This window comes from Ensifer sp. SL37 (assembly GCF_026672675.1).
GTDB lineage: Bacteria > Pseudomonadota > Alphaproteobacteria > Rhizobiales > Rhizobiaceae > Ensifer > Ensifer adhaerens.
Genome location: NZ_JAPPRN010000007.1, coordinates 38,083 through 58,014 on the forward strand (window position 1 = coordinate 38,083; position 19,932 = coordinate 58,014).

A 19,932-nucleotide genomic window follows, 5' to 3' on the forward strand; every position below is an offset into this window, starting at 1 on the left:
GATATGTGCGTGCACTTCAACCTTTTGAGACGGTTGGGATAAAAAGCAAAGTGAGGGGACCTGCTGGGCCCTATGCTTACGTTTCGGATCAGATGCGCGCTTGGAGCCACATGGCACGTACCCCGCTTGCGTGCTTGAACGGAGCTTGGCCTGTTCGTGAACCGATGATCATTCATCAGACTGCGGGTGTGCCCGGATAACGAATGATCCCTGCGCTGCCGTGGCTGTCGGCGCTCTCAGACATTGTCCTGGCGGAGACTTGCTTGGCGACCGCGCCGCCCTGGGTAGGCCAGACGTTGTCCTTGTATGGCCGGAGCGTATCAGGAGGGATGGGAGGCGAGGGAATTGCCGCGGCACAGGCCCAGCAAGGGGGCTCGCGCTAGTCTGTAAGTTCGGCATCGCGCAGACCGTCCACTCGATCACTGGCGGTTACGGAAGCAGAGCGGGTTCGGTAGTGAGTGTGTCACGTCAGCCAAGGGCTCGCCGTCGCAGAAATTCCGTAGGCAGAATGTCGGCAATCGCGCGCCTGATAGAATGTGCCTCAGCGGCGGATGAGGCCGAACCGGTGGGCCTCATCCAGCAAATCTCGGACGGAGGAGGGGATCCATTTTCTGCCGCCGCCCTTCGGCCGCTCTCCCAGTTTGTCCAGCTCGGCGGCAATTTCGCGAAGCGACAGATCGGGATCGGCGATCGCGATCGCCGCCACCAGTTGCATTAAATGGTCTTCGGGAGCGCGACGTGGGGATCGGGCGAGGAGATCATTTTCTGCGAGCTTTGCGCGGACCAGGCGATGCACGGCGCGACGAAGGCGTTCGACGGTCCAGTCCTGGCCACGTCGGTTGAGAACGCGAACGACATTATCCCAACTGTGCTGAGGCCTGAGTTGTCGCACCATCGGAAGCCACGCCTGTGCGGACGCGATCAGCTCTTCGAGATAGAGCTTCTCCCGCGCCTTTGAAACCGCCGCAATCGCCTCCGGCCGCCGTTCTCGAAGACCGGGGTTTCCAGGCAGCCTGCCCCGAGCCTTCGCGGCCTTGATGCCCGCTTTGGTTCGCTCGGCGTTCAGCGAACGCTCAAGCTTTTCGACGGCATCGAGGACCGCAAGGGAAAACATGCCTTGCGGAGTTGAGGTATCGATCGGATCTTGGATTGACCGAAAGTGCACCCCGCGATGTTGAAGATCCCGGATGACTTGCAGCAAATGGCTCACGGATCTGGCCAGCCGATCGAGACGGACGACGACGAGGACGTCTCCCGAGGTGAGCTCGCCCAGCAATTTGGTCAAGACAGGCCGAGCGCGCGAAACCCCGGTGCCATGTTCCTGATAGATCCGATCGCAGCCGGCGCCCCTCAGCTCGTCCAGCTGGGTATCGTTGGCCTGGTCATCCGTCGACATGCGAGCGTAACCGATTAGTCGCTGCAGGGGTTGGAAATCAGCTGTTTGTTGCTTCGCCATCGCGCCTTCGAACCGTCACTTCATTGAGGATAATAAAGTGTGTGAGAAACAGGTAAGTTGCAAGCGTGTTTTATAGTGAGAATGGGAGGCCATCAGACGCAATATAGAAGGGAGGATGGTAAGATGATCGTAAACGATAGCGAAAGCGCTCCAGTGGGCTTCTGTGGGCGAAATCTCGATAATTGGCAGCTCCACACGAGGTCGCAAGGCGTCGTAACTCATTGGAAGGAGAATATGGAGAATAATGCGAAGCGGATAGCGCACACACTGGACCCGCCCCTTCGGTCAGTCCATTCTATCTCGCAGGTGATTCTCCCCGTGCTGATCCGGGGACTGAGGCTTTGCGTTTTCGGTGCGATCACTATCCATACCTGAAACCTATCGATAGTGATGGTGCCTGGAAATCGACGTCCCGATGACGGAAACGTTCGATTAGTTAGATTCCGTTTATAAGATTTAAGATGTTAATTCATATGGTTAATGATTGCCTGAGGGCGTCAGGGGTTTGTGTTGATGGGGGTAACGGGGGCAGATTTTCTGGCGATGCTGATGAGATAGGCAACCTAACGGCTTCACGCCGAAGAGGGAGGGGTTTCTCAAAGCCCGGATGCCTTGAGGTGATTGACGTGCTCGCGGCATCACGAAGTTGATTTCCCGGGGCCTGGCCAGCTGGATTCCCGCAAGTATCTCTTGCGTTTACTGAGACTGTGCTAATCTGCAGCCTCCTGATCCATCTGCTCTCGGTGACAGGCAATGTCCGACAGCATTCCATCCAACTGCCATTCACCACCTGCCGCCGTTCATCACCGCTCAGGACTAGAGCGACATGCTGTTCCATGTCGCGGTGATCTTCATGATCCGTTCTCGTCGATCTCCCGCTCACCGGAGCCGGCCAGATCGAACGCCGCCGGGATCGGTGGAACTCGAAGTCGTGGCAAGCCATCCGTGCGCCGTTGTAGATCTGTCGTCCGTGGGAGGGAAAGCCTGAGCCATGTTTGAATTCATCCTATGCTCGATGCTGACAATCCTGCCGGACTATCTCTACCGCCGTTATGCCCAGGGCAAGCGGTTCGGCAAAGAGATCACGATCTATTCCGTCTGGTTCGAACTGCGCTACGGGATCACCGCCTGCATCCTCCTGACGATCTCCTTGATCACGCTGATCTTTTACTTCCATCCGTCGACGTCGCATGTGAACGCGGCGTTCCGCACCGTCGCGGTGCTTCCCGAGACCAGCGGACGGGTCTCCGAAATCTATGTCACTGCCTTCGACAAGGTGGAGGCCGGCCAGCCCCTGTTCAAGCTCGACAGCTCGGAAGAGGAAGCCGCCGCCGAGGTAGCGCGCCGCCAGATCGCCGAAGTCGATGCCGAGATGACTGTCTCGCGCACCGAGCTGGTCGCTGCCGATGGCGCGATTGTACAGGCACAGGCGGCGGTGCAGCAGGCCCAAGACGAATACGACACCCAGGTCGAACTGAACAAGCTGAACCCAAATGTCGTCGCACGGCGCGAGATCGAGCGTCGACAAGTCGCACTGGAAGGTAGCAAGGGTGCGCTTACCGCCGCCCAGTCCAACAAGCAGACGCTGGAGACCAAGCTCCAGTCGCTACTGCCCTCGCAGAAGGCCAGCGCCGAAGCGGCCTTGAAGCAGGCGGAGGTCGATATCACTAAGACCACCGTGCGCGCCGGCGTGTCTGGCACGCTGCAGCAGTTCACCCTCCGGGTCGGCGAAGTGGTCAATCCAATGTTGCGGCCGGCGGGCGTTCTGGTGCCTGAAGGTAACGGTGGCAAGCCATGGCTGGTTGCCGGCTTCGGTCAGATCGAGACGCAGGTGATCAAGGTCGGCATGATCGGCGAGGCGACCTGCGTCGGCAAGCCTTTCACCATCATCCCGCTCGTCGTCACCGAGGTGCAGGAGGTGATTGCCTCTGGCCAGGTTCGCGCCAGCGATCAGCTGATCGATATTGCGAATATTTCGCGGCCCGGCACGCTGACCGTTTTCATGGAGCCGCTCTATCCCGGCGTGCTCGATGACGTGCCTCCGGGCAGCACCTGCATTGCCAATGCCTATACCAACAGCCATGATGAACTGGAGTCGCCCGACATCAGCACTGGCCGCTGGGTCTATCTGCACGTCGTCGATACCGTGGGTCTCGTCCATGCGATGATCCTGCGCTTGCAGGCGCTGATGCTGCCTGTGCAGACACTGGTGTTCGGTGGGCACTAAAGCGGAAACAACAGACCCACGGGTCTAGAGGCGAAGCGCCGCCGCCCGATGACGCGCGCTCCACTTGACCTGCGGTCCCCCTCAGCCAGGTCCGGTAACGAACTTCGTCGCTGTCCGAGTTAGGCGCGCAGTCGCTGCGGAATAGCGGCGCTATTGAAATCGTTAGCGATAAATCTTCCGGTGTTGTTCGGGTAACCCAGCCGCCGTATGACAATTCACCGTTTGAAACGCCAAACCAAAACCGACATGGATCATAGCATGGGCTGAAGAAGTACAAGATGCCCGTTCGTAGGGGAGGGCGCCTAGGCTTTGGTCGCGACAAGGGTGGCCAACGGTGGGATGGCCTGGCCATCAACGCCGAGGCGATCACCGAGATAGTGCCAGAAGGAAAGTCCGAGCTTCCGGCAGGTCTTCATCAGCCCGAGCATGGTGTCGCGTGCGACGCGACCATCGCGGCTCATCGTGCCGCCGGAGATCTTGCGCTTGGTGACGAAGCTGCGCAGATCGTTCTCCGACGCATTGGTGTGGAGCGGCGTTCCCGGTCGTTCCAGCACCTTGAGCAGTTCGTCCTTGCGGCGAAACAGGCGCGCGAGCAGTTTATCGAGTTCGTCGTAACCGGTGCTGAATGAGAAGATACGGTCGAAGCGTCGGTGGAATGCGGCAGTGAGCCCTGGCGGCGGCTTTCGTTTGACGTTCTTCAGCGCCCGGTAGAACTGCCACACGAGATCGCGCACCGTCTCGACTAGACGCACCTGCCGCGGCGTTGTCGGCATTAGCTTTTGCAGCAGCCGCTCCGAGTGGACCCAACAGAGCGCATGATTGCCGACCCGAAACTGGCCGGCGTCGTCGGAAACGATGACGGTGTCACCGATCAGACCATGATGGCGGATCGATCCCCAGATGCCGGCTTCCGCCAGTACACGGATCGCCTGCCGGTCGAAAATGTCGATGCCTTTGCTCGCCAGATATTCGAGAAATGGCACCTGGTTTGTTGGTTTCCGCGCGGAACTGAGCCGGTTAGGCGCATAATTTCCATTGAGAATTGAGCCATGTGAACCTTCCCCTCAACGCGGTGAGCGACGGGGGCAACGGAGTGATCCACATGGGACTTTTAAACATCATCCGTCGGATGGCACTGCGCGAGAAGCTGTCGGTTCGCGAGATCAGCCGACGAACCGGATTGTCGCGCAACACGATCGCGAAGTACTTGAGCGCTGGCACGATCGAACCGAAGTTCGCGATACCAGAGCGACCAAGCAAGCTCGATCCTTTTGCCGATAAACTGGCCGGCTGGCTGAAGACCGAGGCCGGGAAGTCGCGCAAGCAGCGTCGAACGTTGAAGCAGGTTCACGCCGATCTGGTGGCTCTTGGCTTTGCCGGTTCTTATGGCCGGGTGGCCGCTTTCGCCCGTGATTGGCGGGCTGATCGGCAGCGTGAGCAGCAGACGACGGGCCGCGGCATATTCGTTCCGCTGTCTTTCCGCCCAGGTGAGGCATTCCAGTTCGATTGGAGCGAGGACTATGCCGTCATAGGCGGAGAGCGCGTGAAGCTTCAGGTCGCGCACATCAAGCTGTCGCACAGCCGTGCTTTTCTGCTCAGAGCCTACTTACTGCAGACGCATGAGATGCTGTTCGATGCCCACTGGCACGGCTTCCGGGTGTTCGGCGGCGTGCCTGGTCGCGGCATCTATGACAACATGAAGACGGCGGTCGATCGCGTGGGACGGGGCAAGGAGCGGCAGGTCAACATCCGCTTCCTGGCGATGACGAACCACTACGTCTTCGAACCCGAGTTCTGCAATCCGGCGGCAGGCTGGGAGAAGGGTCAGGTCGATAAGAACGTCCAGGATGCCCGTCCACGGCTGTGGCAACAGATGCCGGACTTCCCAGATTTGGCGGCATTGAATGCCTGGCTGGAACAGCATTGCCAGAACCTGTGGCGGGAGACATCGCACGGCACCTTGCCTGGCACGATCGCCGACATTTGGGTCGCAGAGCAGGCCGCGTTGATGGCGTTGCCTAGCGCTTTTGACGGCTTCGTCGAGCAAAGCAAACGCGTCTCACCGACATGCCTCATTACCTTCGAACGGAACCGCTACAGTGTGCCTGCATCCTTTGCGAACCGGCCCGTCAGCCTGCGGATTTACCCTGAGCGGCTGGTCGTTGCGGTACCGAGGGCAATATCCTATGCGAACATGCGCGGGTCATTGAGCGCAGCCACGACAAACCGCCGCGAACGATTTACGACTGGCGGCATTACCTTGCGGTCATCCAGCGCAAGCCCGGTGCCTTGCGCAATGGTGCGCCCTTCCTGGAATTGCCGTTGGCCTTTCGGCAATTCCAGGACCAGATGCTTCGCCGCCCTGGCGGTGACCGTGAGATGGTCGATATCCTCGCGCTTGTGCTTCATCACGACGAACAGGTCGTCGTCAGGGCTGTGGAACTGGCTCTGGATGCGGGCGTGGCGACCAAGACGCACGTGCTGAATCTTCTGCACCGGCTGATCGACGGCAAGACGACCGACGGCCCGGACATCGATACGCCACAGGCGCTGACCTTGCTGCGTGAACCCAAGGCCAATGTCGAACGCTACGACGGCTTGCGCGTCCGGATCGTAGGAGGTCGCCATGCGTCATGATCCTGCCAGCGCGGCCGTCGTCATCATGCTGCGCAGCCTGAAGATGTATGGCATGGCCCAGGCCGTCACGGACCTGATCGAGCAAGGGGCTCCGGCCTTCGACGCGGCCGTGCCGGTCCTGTCCCAGTTGCTGAAAGCCGAAATGGCCGAGCGCGAGGTTCGATCCATCGCCTATCACATGAAGGCTGCCCGCTTCCCGGCCTACAAGGACCTCTCCGGCTTCGACTTCGCCGCCAGCGAGATCAACGAAGCGACCGTGCGCCAGTTGGACCGATGCGAGTTCATGGACGGAGCGCAGAATATCGTGCTCGTCGGCGGGCCGGGCACAGGCAAAACACATGTCGCGACAGCACTCGGCATTCAGGCGATCGAGCATCATCGCCGAAAGGTCCGCTTCTTCTCGACCATCGAATTGGTCAACGCGCTCGAGCAGGAAAAGGCCAAGGGCAAGGCGGGCCAGATCGCAGAGACGTTGGTCAGGCTCGACGTGCTGATCCTGGACGAGTTGGGATACCTGCCGTTCAGCGCCTCCGGCGGCGCATTACTCTTCCACCTGCTGAGCAAGCTCTACGAGCGGACCAGCGTGGTGATCACCACCAACCTCAGCTTCAGCGAATGGGCCACGGTCTTCGGCGACGCCAAGATGACGACCGCTCTCCTCGATCGTCTGACCCATCGTTGTCACATCCTGGAAACCGGCAACGACAGCTTCCGCTTCAAAGCCAGCTCGGCCGCTGCGGCCCAGAAGAGAGGAGAAAAAGCCAATCCCTTGACCAAACCCTGATCAGAAAACCATACTCAGAGGTGGCTCACTTCTCGGTGAAAAACCGGCTCAGTTCCGCGCGGAAACCAACAAGATATTCGCCGAGCGGTTCGGCGATGTACTGGCGCCTTATGCCAGACGAACCGGACGCCTCGAGCATGTTGTCCATCACTTGGCCCTCGCGCTTGGTGGACGCCCGGCGGCCCGTTTTGCCCAACGTCTGATGCTTCCCGTCAGCAACGACACCTTGCTACGCGTCATCCGTAGGCAAGGCCTTCCGCCATCAGCCCCACCCTCGGTAATTGGCATCGATGATTGGGCCTGGCGTCGCAATCATCGCTACGGCACGATCGTGTGTGATCTGGAACGGCGGCGGCCGGTCGGTCTGCTGCCAGACCGCGAGCCAGCGACGGCGGAGGCTTGGCTGCGGCAGAACCCCCAAATCCAAATCGTTGCCCGCGACCGTGGCGGCGCTTACGGGCTAGCGGCCGCAAGGGCATTGCCTAATGCAGTGCAGGTCGCTGATCGATGGCATTTGATGGAGAATGCCAGCCGTGCATTCCTGGACGCGGTCCGCAAATCGATGCGGCAAATCCGCAAGGCGCTCGGCGCAACGCGCGTGGATCCGAAGCTGCTGACTGCGGCCGAACGCCTTCAATACGAAGGCTATCTCCGACGGGAACAGACCAACGCGGCCATCATGGCGCTGGCAAAGGACGGCATGACGATCAAGGAAATCGTGCGCCGCACCGGTCATAGCCGCGGCTTGGTCCGCCAGGTGCTCAGAGGCCAACGAAACGATGTCTTTCGGTGCCGAGAAAGTTCGTTGGAAATGTATCTGGAATGGCTCGACGCACAATGGGCTGCCGGCAAGCGGAACGGCACTGAACTATGGCGGCGTTTGAGAACACAGGGCTTTCGCGGTTCGCGCCGAGTCGTGAGTGAATGGGCCACACGGCGGAAGCGTGCCGACAAGGCGGATGCGGAATCGTTGACCCGCACTCCCTCCGCCAGGACGATTGCTCGCCTCTTAACAAACAACAGAGATAACCTGACGAAATCCGAAACCGTCACCATCGCCGCGATCGAAAGCGGCGTCCCGTTGCTCATTGCGGCTCGCGATATCATTACCGACTTCCATCTGATGGTTCGGCGCAAAGTGGAAAACCAGCTCATGCCGTGGATCGACCGCGCCCGAGACAGTCTGGTCGCCTCCTTTGGCAAGGGCGTAGCGAAAGACATTCAGGCGGTTCGGGCGGCGATCGTCTCACCATGGTCCAATGGGCAAACCGAAGGGCAGATCACCAAGCTCAAGCTGGTAAAGCGCCAGATGTACGGACGCGGAAAGCTTGATCTTCTTCAAGCCCGGCTGATCGGTGCGACATGAGAGTAATGCACCAAATCTGCGTCAGAGCCCAATTTTGACCCCCCTGGTAATGTAGATCAGCGCTGGCCGGGGTTGCAGAGGGTAGGCCAAGGGCGGGTGATGATCGTCTTCGGCTTTAGATTCCATGAGGCGTGAACCGCGCCCGGCGCTCTGCGAGAGTGTGGTTGCACAGATGCAATCAATCTCCAGGAGACGGTCATGCAAGTTCCCCAAAGCCAGTACGACAATCGACCGCGATCCGCACCGATCTGGGTGCTATTTTTGTGTCCCTTGAGTTGAGCCGGGCTACTTGGCTGGTCACGTCATTGTCGCCAGGCGGCGGTGAAAAGATGTCGAAGCATGCGGTCCAAGGCGGTGACGTCGGCGAATTGCTTTCCCGCTTCGCCCACCTTCAGGAGAAGGTTCGCGGTACCGGACTGGCCACCTCTTTCCAATCATTCCGATTCAGGAGGCAGGGCAAAAAATGGCCACTGAAGATATCAAACATGGCGAGCGCCTTGCCGTTCCCCAATGATGCGTCTCGGTTCTTGCGTGTCCATTGGCCAACACTCGCGGGGGCTGCTTGCGCCTTGACAGCTGCACTGAAGAGCGTTTCTTCGCGGGTATGGTCGAAATCATCAGACATGGGTTGCTTCAGCGCATTGAAAGCGCGCACGAGCCTATAGTGGTCGTCGACGCCGTTGCGGGGATGGGCAAGTCAGTCCTCGTGTCGCAACTCGCGTCGAGCTTGGGAACCAACGTGTGGCGATCAGATCTCCCACCCAGCCATGATGGTCCTCCGGGCGCCATCATTTGGGATGTGCCGCCGGCATCGGTCGAGATCGAACTCGATGGCGATTTTCTGGATGGCGACCGCAGAATTGTCATCGCCAAGCGCCCTCAGACGCTCATCCGTGGCCTCAATCGGGCCATTGTCTACGGGCGGGTATTGCGCCTTGACGAGAGGGATCTTTGTTATTCCGTCGACGAACTTACCGCTGCCTTCGGCGATGCTGCCGCCCAGGCGCTGAGCGATCGTACCGCCGGCTGGCCATTCTTGGTGCATCTCTTGACCCAAGGTATTCACGACGAGGGCGATATCGTTCGGTTTCTGATGGACGAAGTTCTCGAAAGAATGAGTGACGGCCTGTTTGTTGATCTTTGTCTTGCCCTGTCTGGCGAGCGGCCAGGATCGACCCAGGTCCGTTATCTTCTTGCTGACGCGGTAAAAGAGCCTGTTTCGGCAGCGGTCAATAAGACTATGTCACGCTGGATCGCTGAGGCGACCCGCGCGCCCGGCATCGCCGCCGCCTATTCAGCCCGCGGTCACGAGACTGACGCCATTCTGGTTCTTCAGCGCGCTGGCCTTCATGAATTAGCGCTACGTTCGTTCTTAGCTTACGGCACATTCTTCATCTATGTGTTCGGACCGGATGCCTTTGACCGGGTCCTTGACGGCTTTCCTGCCGAATTGGCCGGTCAGAACGAGACCATTGTAACGTCGCTGGCATTGCAGGCGCTGAAGAAGGGCGACGTCCCGCGTGCCCAGCGATTGTTGGCTGATTGCTACGGATCGAGGGCCAACAACGTTCTGAAAGTTCTCAGCGACCGCGCCGCTTTTTCCGCGACCTTTCGTTCTTTCCGCCTCGTCATGCTGATCTATGAAGATATCCCGCTCAGCGATGAACTTCTTGAGCAGGCGACGGCGCTTCTATCCGAGTTTCCTCTTAACGCCCATCTGGAACGGGGAAGTATCTACAACGCGATTCTGGAATTTTACATCCGCCGCAGGCGTTTCGAAGTCGCCCTGGACCTCGCTGCCCGAGCACTCTCGCATTACGAGCAGGCTGGTGTTGCCTTACTGTCGTTTTACATCAATCTGCATCAGGCGATGATTCACTTGATGATCGGCGACGCAATCCGGGCAAGGCGAAGTGCGGAAGAGGCCGCGGTGAAGCTCGCACGGGCGCCATTCCACAGCCCTATGGATACCCGTCTTCTCGGATTGCTCGAGGCCTGCGTTGCTTATGAGGACGGCAAGCCGGAGCCGCTTGCCCAGTTTTTGACGACAGAAATGGACGAATTCTCCCACGGCGAGGTTTGGGCAACCCTCATCGAATTTGCCTTGCAATATGGAAGCCAGGCGCTCAGCGAGCATTTCTCCGTCAACGCCGCGCGTGGCTTTCTTGATCGTTGGCGAACCTACCAAGTCTATAATCGTCAGTTCCGGTTGATGATCGAGGTTCGCGAGGCCGTTATCCTGCAAAATGGTAACCGCTGGCAGCAGGCCGCAGAAACACTGGCTTCGATTCAATCACGGATAAATCGCACCTGGGTGGAGGCCGCAGTGGACGAGTTGGCGCGCCTGCAGGATCAAGACGAAATCGCATTGGCGGTGGTCTGGCTGCGCCATCTTGTTTTCAACAAACCTGATCGTGCGCATCTTGGCCGGCAACTTGCCGCCCTCGCTAACAATCTCAACCTCAGCGGACGTCAGCGCTTGTGCGTTGAGGTCTGGCAGGCCTTTGTGGCCAGACGCCAACGCGACCTCACAGCTGCTCGATCCATCCTCCAAAAAGCCTTTGAAAAGGCAGCCCGTCTCGGAACGGTCGCACCGCTTTCCGAGGAGCGCGTCTTCTTGCACGAGCTGACGACCGACAAGCGGATCACAGACTTCCTGGCGACGATGCCGACCGCGCAATCGATCCTGCGTCGCCTTCGCGACGCCGGCTTTTCAGGGGAAAAACTCGGCGCAGAAAGCGAACTGACCCGCCGCGAGGCTCGTCTCCTCCTGATGATCGCAGAGGGCGCTTCAAACAAATTCATCGCAAATGCTCTGGGGCTCAGTGAGGCGACAGTCAAATTCCATCTCGGCAATCTGTATCGCAAGCTCGGCTGCAATCGCCGGCGGGAGGCGATCGAGGCTGCCAAGGGCATTGGTCTGATCACGTAACGGTTGTCATCCCATTCGGACGCGCTTTAGCGTTTTGCTGCCGAAAACAAAACCTATACCTTTCTCATCAAAACCTAGCCTTTCACCCCGTTGTGCGGGTGGCCTTGTTGGCTGGAAACTACTCCGACCGCAAAAAGCGGCAATGAGGACCGGACCATAGCCGGCCGAGGGGAGGTTTCCCGATGGGTAACTACTACGTCGCATTGTTTGCGCGACGCGCCGCAGGCTTTCTGCTGGTGCTTTTCGTGCTGTCACTGATGATTTTCATCCTTGCCCGTGTCGTGCCAGGCGATCCGGCGCGCATGGCACTCGGCCCGAGCGCCACTCAAGAGCAGGTCGATCAACTCCGCCAGAGCATGGGCCTCGATGATCCATTGTTCAGCCAGTATGTGACCTATATGGGCCACGCAATCACGGGCGATCTCGGACGCTCGATTGCTTCTGGACGCGCGGTCAGTTCCGACATCGCCACCTTCCTGCCGGCCACTCTTGAGCTCGTCCTCGCGACCATCATTTTCGTCTTTGTCGTTGCAGTACCTCTCGGGGTGATCACAGCCCGCTACCGCAACAGCTGGATCGATAACACCGGGCGCTTCTTTTCACTGATTGGCGTGACGATCCCGAGCTTTCTGTTCGCGGTCATCCTGCAGATCATCGCAGCTGACCATTTCCCATCGTGGCCAACGCTCGGCCGCGTTGATTTCTCCCTTGGCGCACCGACGGGTCCAACTGGCCTCTTGCTGGTCGACAGCCTCCTGGCCGGTCGGCCGGAGGTGTTTGTGAGCGCCGCCCAGCACCTTGTTTTTCCGACGCTTGCCCTTGCCATGGGCGGCATTGGACAAATCACGCGCATCACACGCTCTGCGATGATCGACCATCAGCGGCGTGATCACGTGTTGACGCTCAAATCCTTCGGCGTTCCCGATCGCGTGATCGTATTCCGTTATCTCCTGAAGCTGTCTTCGATCGCACCGCTGACAATCATGGGGCTCGAGTTCGCTTCGCTGATAGGCAACGCCTTCGTTGTCGAGATGGTGTTCTCCTGGGGTGGCTTTGCTTCCTATGGGCTCGACGCCATCCTGCAGAAGGACCTCAACGCCGTTATGGCCGTGGTGCTCGTGTCGGGCATCTTCTTCATCGCCGCAAATATCGTCATCGACCTGATCATCAGCATCCTTGACCCGCGGCTTCGTTTCAAGGAGGCCCGCTGATGCAGGAGCCCGTCCGCCTGTCCGCCAGCTACATGACCTGGTACCGCTTCAGCAGGAATTCCGCTGCCCTTGTCGGCGCAGCAATCGTGCTCTCGGTGATCCTCGTGGCGATCTTCGCGCCGCTGATCGCCCGCTTTCCCGAACATGTCGGCGCGGTCGTCGACTTCCGCAACCGTCATATGCCGCCAGACATCGTCAACTGGTTCGGCACTGACAAGGCCGGCCGCGATGTCTTTTCTCGCACGGTGTTCGGTTTTCGCGTCTCGCTGCTTTTGGTCATCGGGGTCCTTGGGATCGCGGTCCCGATAGGCTCGGCGCTCGGCATGATCGCCGGCTACGCGGGCGGCCTGACGGAACGTCTTCTCACGGGCTTTACAGACATCATGCTGGCAATCCCGCCTCTCGTCATGGCGCTTGCTATCGGCAATGTGCTCGAGCCCAACCTCGTCAATGCGATGCTCGCGATCACACTTCTGTGGTGGACCTGGCATGCCCGGCTTGTTTATCGCGTGACGAAATCGATTGTTGCTGACGACTACATCGAAGCAGCACGGCTCGCCGGCGCCAGCCATCTGCACATTCTCTTCAAAGAGATCCTGCCGAACTGCATCTCGGTGATTTCGGTCAAGACGACGCTTGATGCCGCCTTCGTCATTCTCTTTGGCGCAACGCTTTCCTTCCTCGGTCTTGGCGTCAAGCCGCCGACCCCGGACCTCGGGTCGATGGTCGCCGACGGCCGCCAGTTCCTGCCCGAAAAATGGTGGGAGGTGCTCGCACCGGGTGCTGCGATTTTCTACACGACGCTTGGCTTCAACCTGCTCGGAGACGGGCTGCGTGACATGTTCGACGTGGAGGCGTGAGATGACGAAGCAACCTCTTCTCGCGGTCAAGAACCTCGATATCGCCTTCTCCACCTATGGTCGACGTCACCATATCCTGAAGGATATCTCGTTCGAGATCGGCAAGGGCGAACGCGTCGCGCTCATTGGCGAGACCGGTTCCGGCAAATCGGTGACGTCCAAGGCGATCCTCGGCACGCTTCCCGACAACGCCCGCATTGAGCGTGGCAGTATTGAATTTGAAGGCCGCTCGATCCTGGACATGCGTTCCCGAGAGCGCGAGGCCCTCAAAGGCACGGCCTTTTCGATCATCATGCAAGACCCGTTGTCGTCGTTCAATCCGGTGTTCCGGATCGGACGGCACCTGGATGACGTCATGTATTATGCCGATCGCCGCGATGGCCTGGCAAGCTCGCGCAGCGAACGCAGACAGCGCATTTTCGACGTCTTGCGCCGGGTGCAGTTGCAGGATCCCGAGCGTGTGTTCGAGGCATATCCAGCCCAACTCTCAGGCGGCATGCGCCAGCGCGTGCTGATCGGCCTGGCACTGCTGCACCAACCGCAGTTGCTCATCGCCGATGAACCCGGGACCGCGCTCGACGTGACCACGCAGGACGAGATTCTAAAGCTGATCAATCGTCTCGTCGACAGCGAGGGGCTGTCGCTCCTGATGATCACGCACAATCTCGGTGTCGTTCGCCAGACGGCCGACCGCGTTTTGGTCATGCGACAGGGCGAGATCGTCGAAAGCGGCAACTTGCATCAGATCTTCGGCGCGCCGCGGCAGAAGTACACGGTCGACCTCATTGATGCGATCCCGCCACTCTACGGTCCCAAGGTTTTCGACCAGCCCCTTTCACAAAAGCCACCGATCATCACCGTCAAGGGCGCTGGCAAGACCTATGTTCTGAAGCCGTTCCTTGGCGCCGGTAAAGCTTATGAGGCGGTCAAGCCGGTGACTTTCTCGGTGTCGGAAGGCGAGATTTTCGGCCTGGCGGGCGAGTCCGGCTCCGGCAAGACGAGCATCGCCCGCATGATCATGGGGCTGATCGCGCCCAGTTGCGGGAAGATAGAAATTTCGACAGGCGCCGGACAACCCTCAGCGCAACGGCTGACGCAGATTGTCTATCAAAATCCCGGGACATCGCTGAACCCGAAACGAACTGCGGCCCAAACGCTGTCTGTTCCGCTTGCCCATGTCGGCCTGCGCGGAAAAGCGGCCACGAAGCGCATGGAGGAGCTAATGGCGCTCGTCAATCTGCCTTCAGCCTATCTCTCGAAGTATCCGCACGAGCTTTCAGGCGGACAGAAACAGCGGGTGGCAATTGCCCGCGCGCTGGCTGCGGAACCGAAGATCATCGTCCTCGACGAGCCGACGTCTTCCCTTGATGTGTCGGTGCAAAAGCAGGTCATCGCGCTCCTGCAGAAACTTAAGGATGAGCTCGGGCTGACCTATCTGTTCATCTCCCACGACCTCTCATTGATGCGCAACTTCTGCAGCCGCATCGCGATCATGCTGAAGGGCGAGATCGTCGAGCAAGGCCGAACGGCGGACGTTTTTGCCGATCCACGCCACCCCTATACCCGCGCGCTGATCTCCGCGATCCCGGTGATGAGCGATGAGGAAGAGGCTCTCAAGCCAACGGTCAGCGCCGAGGAGAGAGGGCGCTTTCTGGTGAAGACCACGGCCTGAAGCCGAGTGAGACAACCGGGCAAGACCCGCCAACAAGGAGACTATCCGTGTATCGATTGGGAATAGATGTCGGTGGTACCAACACCGACGCTGTCATCATGGAGGGACAGCACGTCCTTTCGGGGGTCAAGGCTTCGACGTCTGAAGACGTGACCACCGGTGTCATCGAGGCATTGGAAGGCGCCGTTTCGAAAGCCGGGATCGATCGTTCCAAGATCGGAACCGTGATGATCGGAACGACGCATTTCACCAATGCCGTAATCGAGCGCAAGCATATCAGCCATGTCGCCGCCATCCGCCTCGGCCTGCCGGCAACCTCCAGCCTGCCGCCGCTTGTCGATTGGCCGGACGATCTGGCGGAAGCCGTCGGCCATCACACCTATCTTGTTCGTGGGGGTTATGAGTTCGACGGGCGTGCGATCGCGCCGCTCGACGAGGAAGAACTCGTCCGCATCGCCCAGGATATCCGGGCAAAGAATGTCAAAGCCGCAGCGATCACCTGCGTCTTCAGCCCAATCAATTCTGAGATGGAAAAGCGGGCAAAGGCCGTTATCGAGAAGCACTGCCCCGGTCTTCCGGTCGTGATCTCCGGCGATATCGGACGCATTGGATTGCTTGAGCGCGAAAGTGCTGCGATCATGAACGCAAGCCTGCTTCCGCTGGCGGCAAAGACCGTCGACGCCTTCGGCAAGGCGCTTGCCGAAGCCGGGCTCTCCTGTCCTTTCTTCATTACCCAAAACGACGGCACCCTCATGGCCGCCGCGACGGTCCGCAGTTTCCCTGTTCTGACCTTCGCGTCCGGGCCCACCAATTCGATGCGTGGAGCCGCGTTTCTGACCGGACGAAAGGAAGCAATCGTCGTTGATATCGGAGGGACTACCTCCGACGTGGGGGCGTTGCATCACGGCTTTCCGCGCCAGGCGGCAACCATCGTCGATGTTGGCGGCGTGCGCACCAATTTCCGCATGCCGGACGTCTTCTCGATCGGCCTTGGCGGTGGCTCCCTTGTGCGCGAGCTTGCTGGCGGCGAGGTCACGGTTGGACCGCAATCGGTTGGTTACCGTATTGCGAAGGAAGCGCTCGTCTTCGGTGGCTCTACACTCACGACGACGGACGTCGTTGTCGCACTCGGCAAGGCCAGTGTCGGCGACGCCTCCAAAGTAGCTCACCTTGATCGGGCTCTTGCCGAAAAGGCTCATGCGAAGATCGTCTCGATGCTCGAAAACTCGGTCGAACGCAGCCGCGTTTCCGCCGATCCGATCCCGGTGATCGCCGTTGGCGGCGGATCTATTTTGATGCCGGACCGCCTTGGTGACCTTGAAGTCATTCGCCCGGAGAACTTTGCAGTGGCCAACGCCGTAGGTGCAGCAATCGCCCAGATCAGCGGCGAGGTCGACAGGGTTTTTGCACTCGAAAATGGGCTCACGCGAGAAGCCTGCTTGAAGCAGGCGGAGCAGGAAGCGACCGATCGGGCGCTTTCTGCAGGCGCCATTGCCGACACGATCCAAGTTATCGAGCGGGAAGACGTACCGCTTGCCTATCTGCCGGGTAATGCAACCCGCATTCACGTGAAAGTCGTCGGCGAAATGGGAGGTTACCATGGCTGAGCGCGCGCTTAAGACTTTGAACTACGATCCTTCTGACGTTTGGGTGCTTAACGAGGAAGACCTGGAGGCGCTCGAAATCGGCTCCGGGATTCTCGGAACTGGCGGCGGCGGTAACCCCTATATTGGCAAGCTGCGTGCGCGTCTTGCCATGCGCAGTGGCTATCCTTTGTCGATCCTGCCGCTTGATCGTCTCCCCGATGACGCGCGCTGTGTTTCAATCGGCGCGATCGGCGCACCGGTTGTGGCTTACGAACGTCTGAAGGAAGGCCGTGAGGGGCTGCGATGTGTGCGTGCGCTGGAAGAGCACCTGAACATTTCGATCGACGCGATCGTCTGCGAGGAAATCGGAGGTTCAAACTCGATGGAACCGCTGATCGCGGCCGCCTTTGCCGGTCTTCCGGTTGTCGATTGCGATGGGATGGGACGAGCGTTCCCCGAAATGCAGATGACGACCTTTTCGATCTATGGACACCGCTCGACCCCAAGCGTGATGTGCGACCTGCATGGCAATACCGTCCTGTTTCAGCATGCGGCGTCGGAGCTTTGGCATGAGCGCATGGCGCGTGCCTGCGTCGTCTCCCAAGGTGGCTCGTCCATGCTTGCCTCGTCACCGATGACCGGTGCGTTCCTGAAGAAATACGCGGTTCCCCATTCCTATACACAGGCCATCGCACTTGGGCGCGCGGTATTGAAGGCGCGGCGGGAGCATGCCGATCCGGTGGCGGCAATCTGCGCGCAGGAGAAGGGTCGCACCGTGTTCACCGGCAAGATCGTCGATCTGGAGCGCCAGTTGCGCGGCGGATTTGTTCTCGGCGAGGCAAAGCTTGCAGGCATCGATAGGTTCAACGGCGACACCGCCTCGGTGATGATCCAGAACGAAAACCTGGTCTTCAGCCGCAACGGCAGTGTCGAAGTATCCGTGCCGGATCTGATCATCGTGCTCGATGTCGATAGCGGCATCGCAATCACCACCGAGATGCTTCGCTACGGCCAGCGCGTCGCAATCGTCGCATTGCCCTGCCATCTGCTGTTGCGATCTCAAGCGGCACTCGAAGTCGTTGGACCAAAGGCTTTTGGCTTTGACGACGTTATTTTCCGCCCGATTGAGGAGATGCCGGCGTGACAGTTGGTTCGGAGGCCGGCTGCAGCATCGATGCGATGGCGACGGGCGGCGGCCTTGCCGCACGGACGCAGAAGGCTGGACTTGGATGCGGCAAGGGTGTGTTGAACGGCATCGAAGTCTTTGCCGGCCGCCGGCTCGAAGTTGTGTTTCAGTATGCATCTGAGGCCCGCGTGGCGCTTGATGCTGATGGCCACATGCCCGTGACCCTGGAACAGCTTCGCGATGGGTTCACGGTCAAGCTCACCGGCTTTGCGTCCGACTGGCGATAGCGCCGCAGCCAAGCGACCTGGGATTTGCCGGCAACGGTGAACACTAAACCCGGCCGTCATTGAGCGGCCGGCCTACTCAACGACAACAAGCAAAAGGGAACATGGATATGAAGAACACCCTCATCACGGGCCTGCTTTTGGGGCTGTTGCAAGCGACAGCGCTCACCGCCGCGGCCGCGGCTGCAGAGAAAGTGTCGATCGTCGTGAATGCGACGCAGGAATTTGGGACGATCGATCCCGCCAAGATAAACGATTATACCGAATACATGGCCGCGGTGAACCTGTACTCGGGCCTCACGACAGTCAACCCCGACGGTTCCGTGGTTCCAGACCTTGCCGAAAGCTGGAGCGTTTCCGACGACGATAAAACCTACACCTTCAAGCTGAAGCGGGGAGCCACGTTCCAGGACGGAACGCCGGTCAAGGCGTCGGATGTCGTCTACACGGTCAAGCGGCTGCTGGCAGGCAATGAAGGTCCGTCATATTTGTTCATTGACATCGTCGATCCGGACAAGGTGAGGTCCGTCGACGAGCAGACCGTGGAAATTGGGCTGAAGAAAGTCTATGCGCCCTTCATCGCCAGTACCCCGCTCATCCTCGTGTTAAACGAAAAGCAGATCAAGGCAAACAGCAGCCAAAAATGGGGAGCGGATTATCTTGCCGACCATCCGGCAGGTGCTGGCCCTTACACGCTTTCGTCCTGGCAGCGCGCGTCCCAGATGGTCATCAATCGCTATGAGGGTTACCACGGCGGCTGGAACAAGGGAAAACCGATCGACGAAATCCGTTTCGTCATCACGCATGACGAGGCGACGGTAAAGGCGCTCGCAGCCAAGGGCGAGCTCGGAATGTCGGCGCGCGCCCAGGCAAACGAGACCTTCGATGCAATCGGAAAAATGCCGGGCTACAAGATTCTGAACGGCACCACGGCAACCGGCTACTACATCAAGATGAACACCAAGGTGCCGCCGACCGACGATATCCATGTTCGCCGCGCGATTGCCTATGCAACGGACTATGACACGGTGCGCAAGGTGATCCATCCGGGCGAACCGATGAACGGCCCGTTGGCTGCGGTTTTCAAAGACGCCTATCTCGATGAGCTTGCCGCGCCGGAGTACAATCTGGAAAAGGCCAAGGAGGAACTTGCGAAGTCGAAATATGCGGGCAAAGGGCCGATCAAGGTCACCCACACTTACGTGACAGGCTTGGCATTCGAGGAGGATCTTGCTCTGCTGATGCAAGCCAACCTGGAGCAGATCGGAATCGAGCTCGATATCAAGCCGGAACCGTGGAATCGGATCACCGAGCTGGCGGCAAAGGCCGATTCGACGCCGGCGACCACTCAGGTCGTCTACGGCCCTACCTATCCATCCCCCGACAGCGTTTTCTATGTACAATACCATTCGAAGGCCAAGGGCACGTGGGCCTCTATGGAATGGCTCGATGATCCGGAAATCGATGCACTGATCGATAAATCGCGCGAGACGCTCGATCCGATCGCACAGAACGCTCTTTATAAGGATATCCAGCGCAAGATCGTTGAAACGCAGGCCGACGTTTTTCTGACCGTTGAGGCACAGCAATATGCCGCAAGCAAGTGCCTTCAGGGTTATGCTTTCATCCCGATGCAGAGTTGGGACCTGAACTTTTCGCGCTTCTGGTGGGACTGCCAGGCCGAATGACAACGTAAGGGTCCTGTTTCATCCTCGAGCAGGGCCTCAAATCAACTTTCCGATTGCGGGGAAAGCAGGTTCGAGCGGCTGAAGAGGTAGATTTCAGCCACTC

At 59.3% G+C, this 19,932-nt stretch carries 11 protein-coding genes and 4 pseudogenes; 13 read left to right on the forward strand and 2 right to left on the reverse strand.

Annotated elements, in window-relative coordinates:
* Positions 1-541: 541 nt before the first annotated feature.
* Positions 542-1,456: a recombinase family protein gene (locus OVA00_RS32085; RefSeq protein WP_060520067.1), complete on the reverse strand. Its 915-nt coding sequence runs from the start codon at positions 1,454-1,456 to the stop codon at positions 542-544.
* Positions 1,457-2,447: 991 nt separating this feature from the next.
* Between OVA00_RS32085 and OVA00_RS32090 the strand changes: the two genes are divergently transcribed.
* On the forward strand, positions 2,448-3,683 hold the full coding sequence (locus tag OVA00_RS32090; protein ID WP_268090412.1) for an HlyD family secretion protein: 1,236 nt from the start codon (positions 2,448-2,450) through the stop codon (positions 3,681-3,683).
* Positions 3,684-3,985: 302 nt separating this feature from the next.
* Here OVA00_RS32090 and OVA00_RS32095 read toward each other — a convergent pair.
* A pseudogene (locus tag OVA00_RS32095) lies at positions 3,986-4,675 on the reverse strand (IS66 family transposase); the annotation flags it as partial.
* A gap of 110 nt (positions 4,676-4,785) precedes the next feature.
* Here OVA00_RS32095 and istA point away from each other — a divergent pair.
* The 12 genes and pseudogenes from istA to OVA00_RS32155 all read left to right on the forward strand — a co-directional run bounded on the left by istA (position 4,786) and on the right by OVA00_RS32155 (position 19,829).
* Positions 4,786-6,320, forward strand: a pseudogene (istA, locus tag OVA00_RS32100) (IS21 family transposase).
* Positions 6,310-7,104 (forward strand): IS21-like element helper ATPase IstB, encoded by a 795-nt coding sequence (gene istB, locus OVA00_RS32105; protein ID WP_268090414.1) that lies wholly within the window; start codon positions 6,310-6,312, stop codon positions 7,102-7,104. Before istA ends, istB begins: the two are co-directional and overlap by 11 nt.
* A 70-nt stretch (positions 7,105-7,174) precedes the next feature.
* Positions 7,175-8,470 (forward strand): annotated as a pseudogene (locus OVA00_RS32110) (ISL3 family transposase); the annotation flags it as partial.
* Between the two features lie 236 nt (positions 8,471-8,706).
* A pseudogene (locus OVA00_RS32115) lies at positions 8,707-8,927 on the forward strand (IS110 family transposase); the annotation flags it as partial.
* Positions 8,928-9,134: 207 nt separating this feature from the next.
* Entirely contained in the window at positions 9,135-11,402 is a 2,268-nt protein-coding gene (locus OVA00_RS32120) for a helix-turn-helix transcriptional regulator (protein ID WP_268091127.1), read from the forward strand.
* Positions 11,403-11,584: 182 nt separating this feature from the next.
* The gene (locus tag OVA00_RS32125) at positions 11,585-12,613 is read left to right on the forward strand and encodes an ABC transporter permease (RefSeq protein WP_058320658.1); all 1,029 of its coding nucleotides are present in this window, start codon (positions 11,585-11,587) and stop codon (positions 12,611-12,613) included.
* Entirely contained in the window at positions 12,613-13,473 is an 861-nt protein-coding gene (locus tag OVA00_RS32130) for an ABC transporter permease (protein WP_268090415.1), read from the forward strand. The genes OVA00_RS32125 and OVA00_RS32130 overlap by 1 nt, the downstream gene beginning before the upstream one ends.
* Before the next feature lies 1 nt (position 13,474).
* Positions 13,475-15,145, forward strand: a complete 1,671-nt coding sequence (locus OVA00_RS32135; protein ID WP_268090416.1) for an ATP-binding cassette domain-containing protein — start codon at positions 13,475-13,477, stop codon at positions 15,143-15,145.
* Positions 15,146-15,192: 47 nt separating this feature from the next.
* Positions 15,193-16,752 (forward strand): hydantoinase/oxoprolinase family protein, encoded by a 1,560-nt coding sequence (locus OVA00_RS32140; protein WP_268090417.1) that lies wholly within the window; start codon positions 15,193-15,195, stop codon positions 16,750-16,752.
* Entirely contained in the window at positions 16,745-17,875 is a 1,131-nt protein-coding gene (locus OVA00_RS32145) for a DUF917 domain-containing protein (protein WP_268090418.1), read from the forward strand. The genes OVA00_RS32140 and OVA00_RS32145 overlap by 8 nt, the downstream gene beginning before the upstream one ends.
* Positions 17,872-18,144, forward strand: a complete 273-nt coding sequence (locus OVA00_RS32150) for a hypothetical protein (protein WP_268090419.1) — start codon at positions 17,872-17,874, stop codon at positions 18,142-18,144. Before OVA00_RS32145 ends, OVA00_RS32150 begins: the two co-directional genes overlap by 4 nt.
* Positions 18,145-18,251: 107 nt before the next feature.
* A complete protein-coding gene (locus tag OVA00_RS32155) occupies positions 18,252-19,829 on the forward strand; it encodes an ABC transporter substrate-binding protein (RefSeq protein WP_442780601.1) in 1,578 nt (525 codons plus the stop codon).
* Positions 19,830-19,932: the final 103 nt, after the last annotated feature.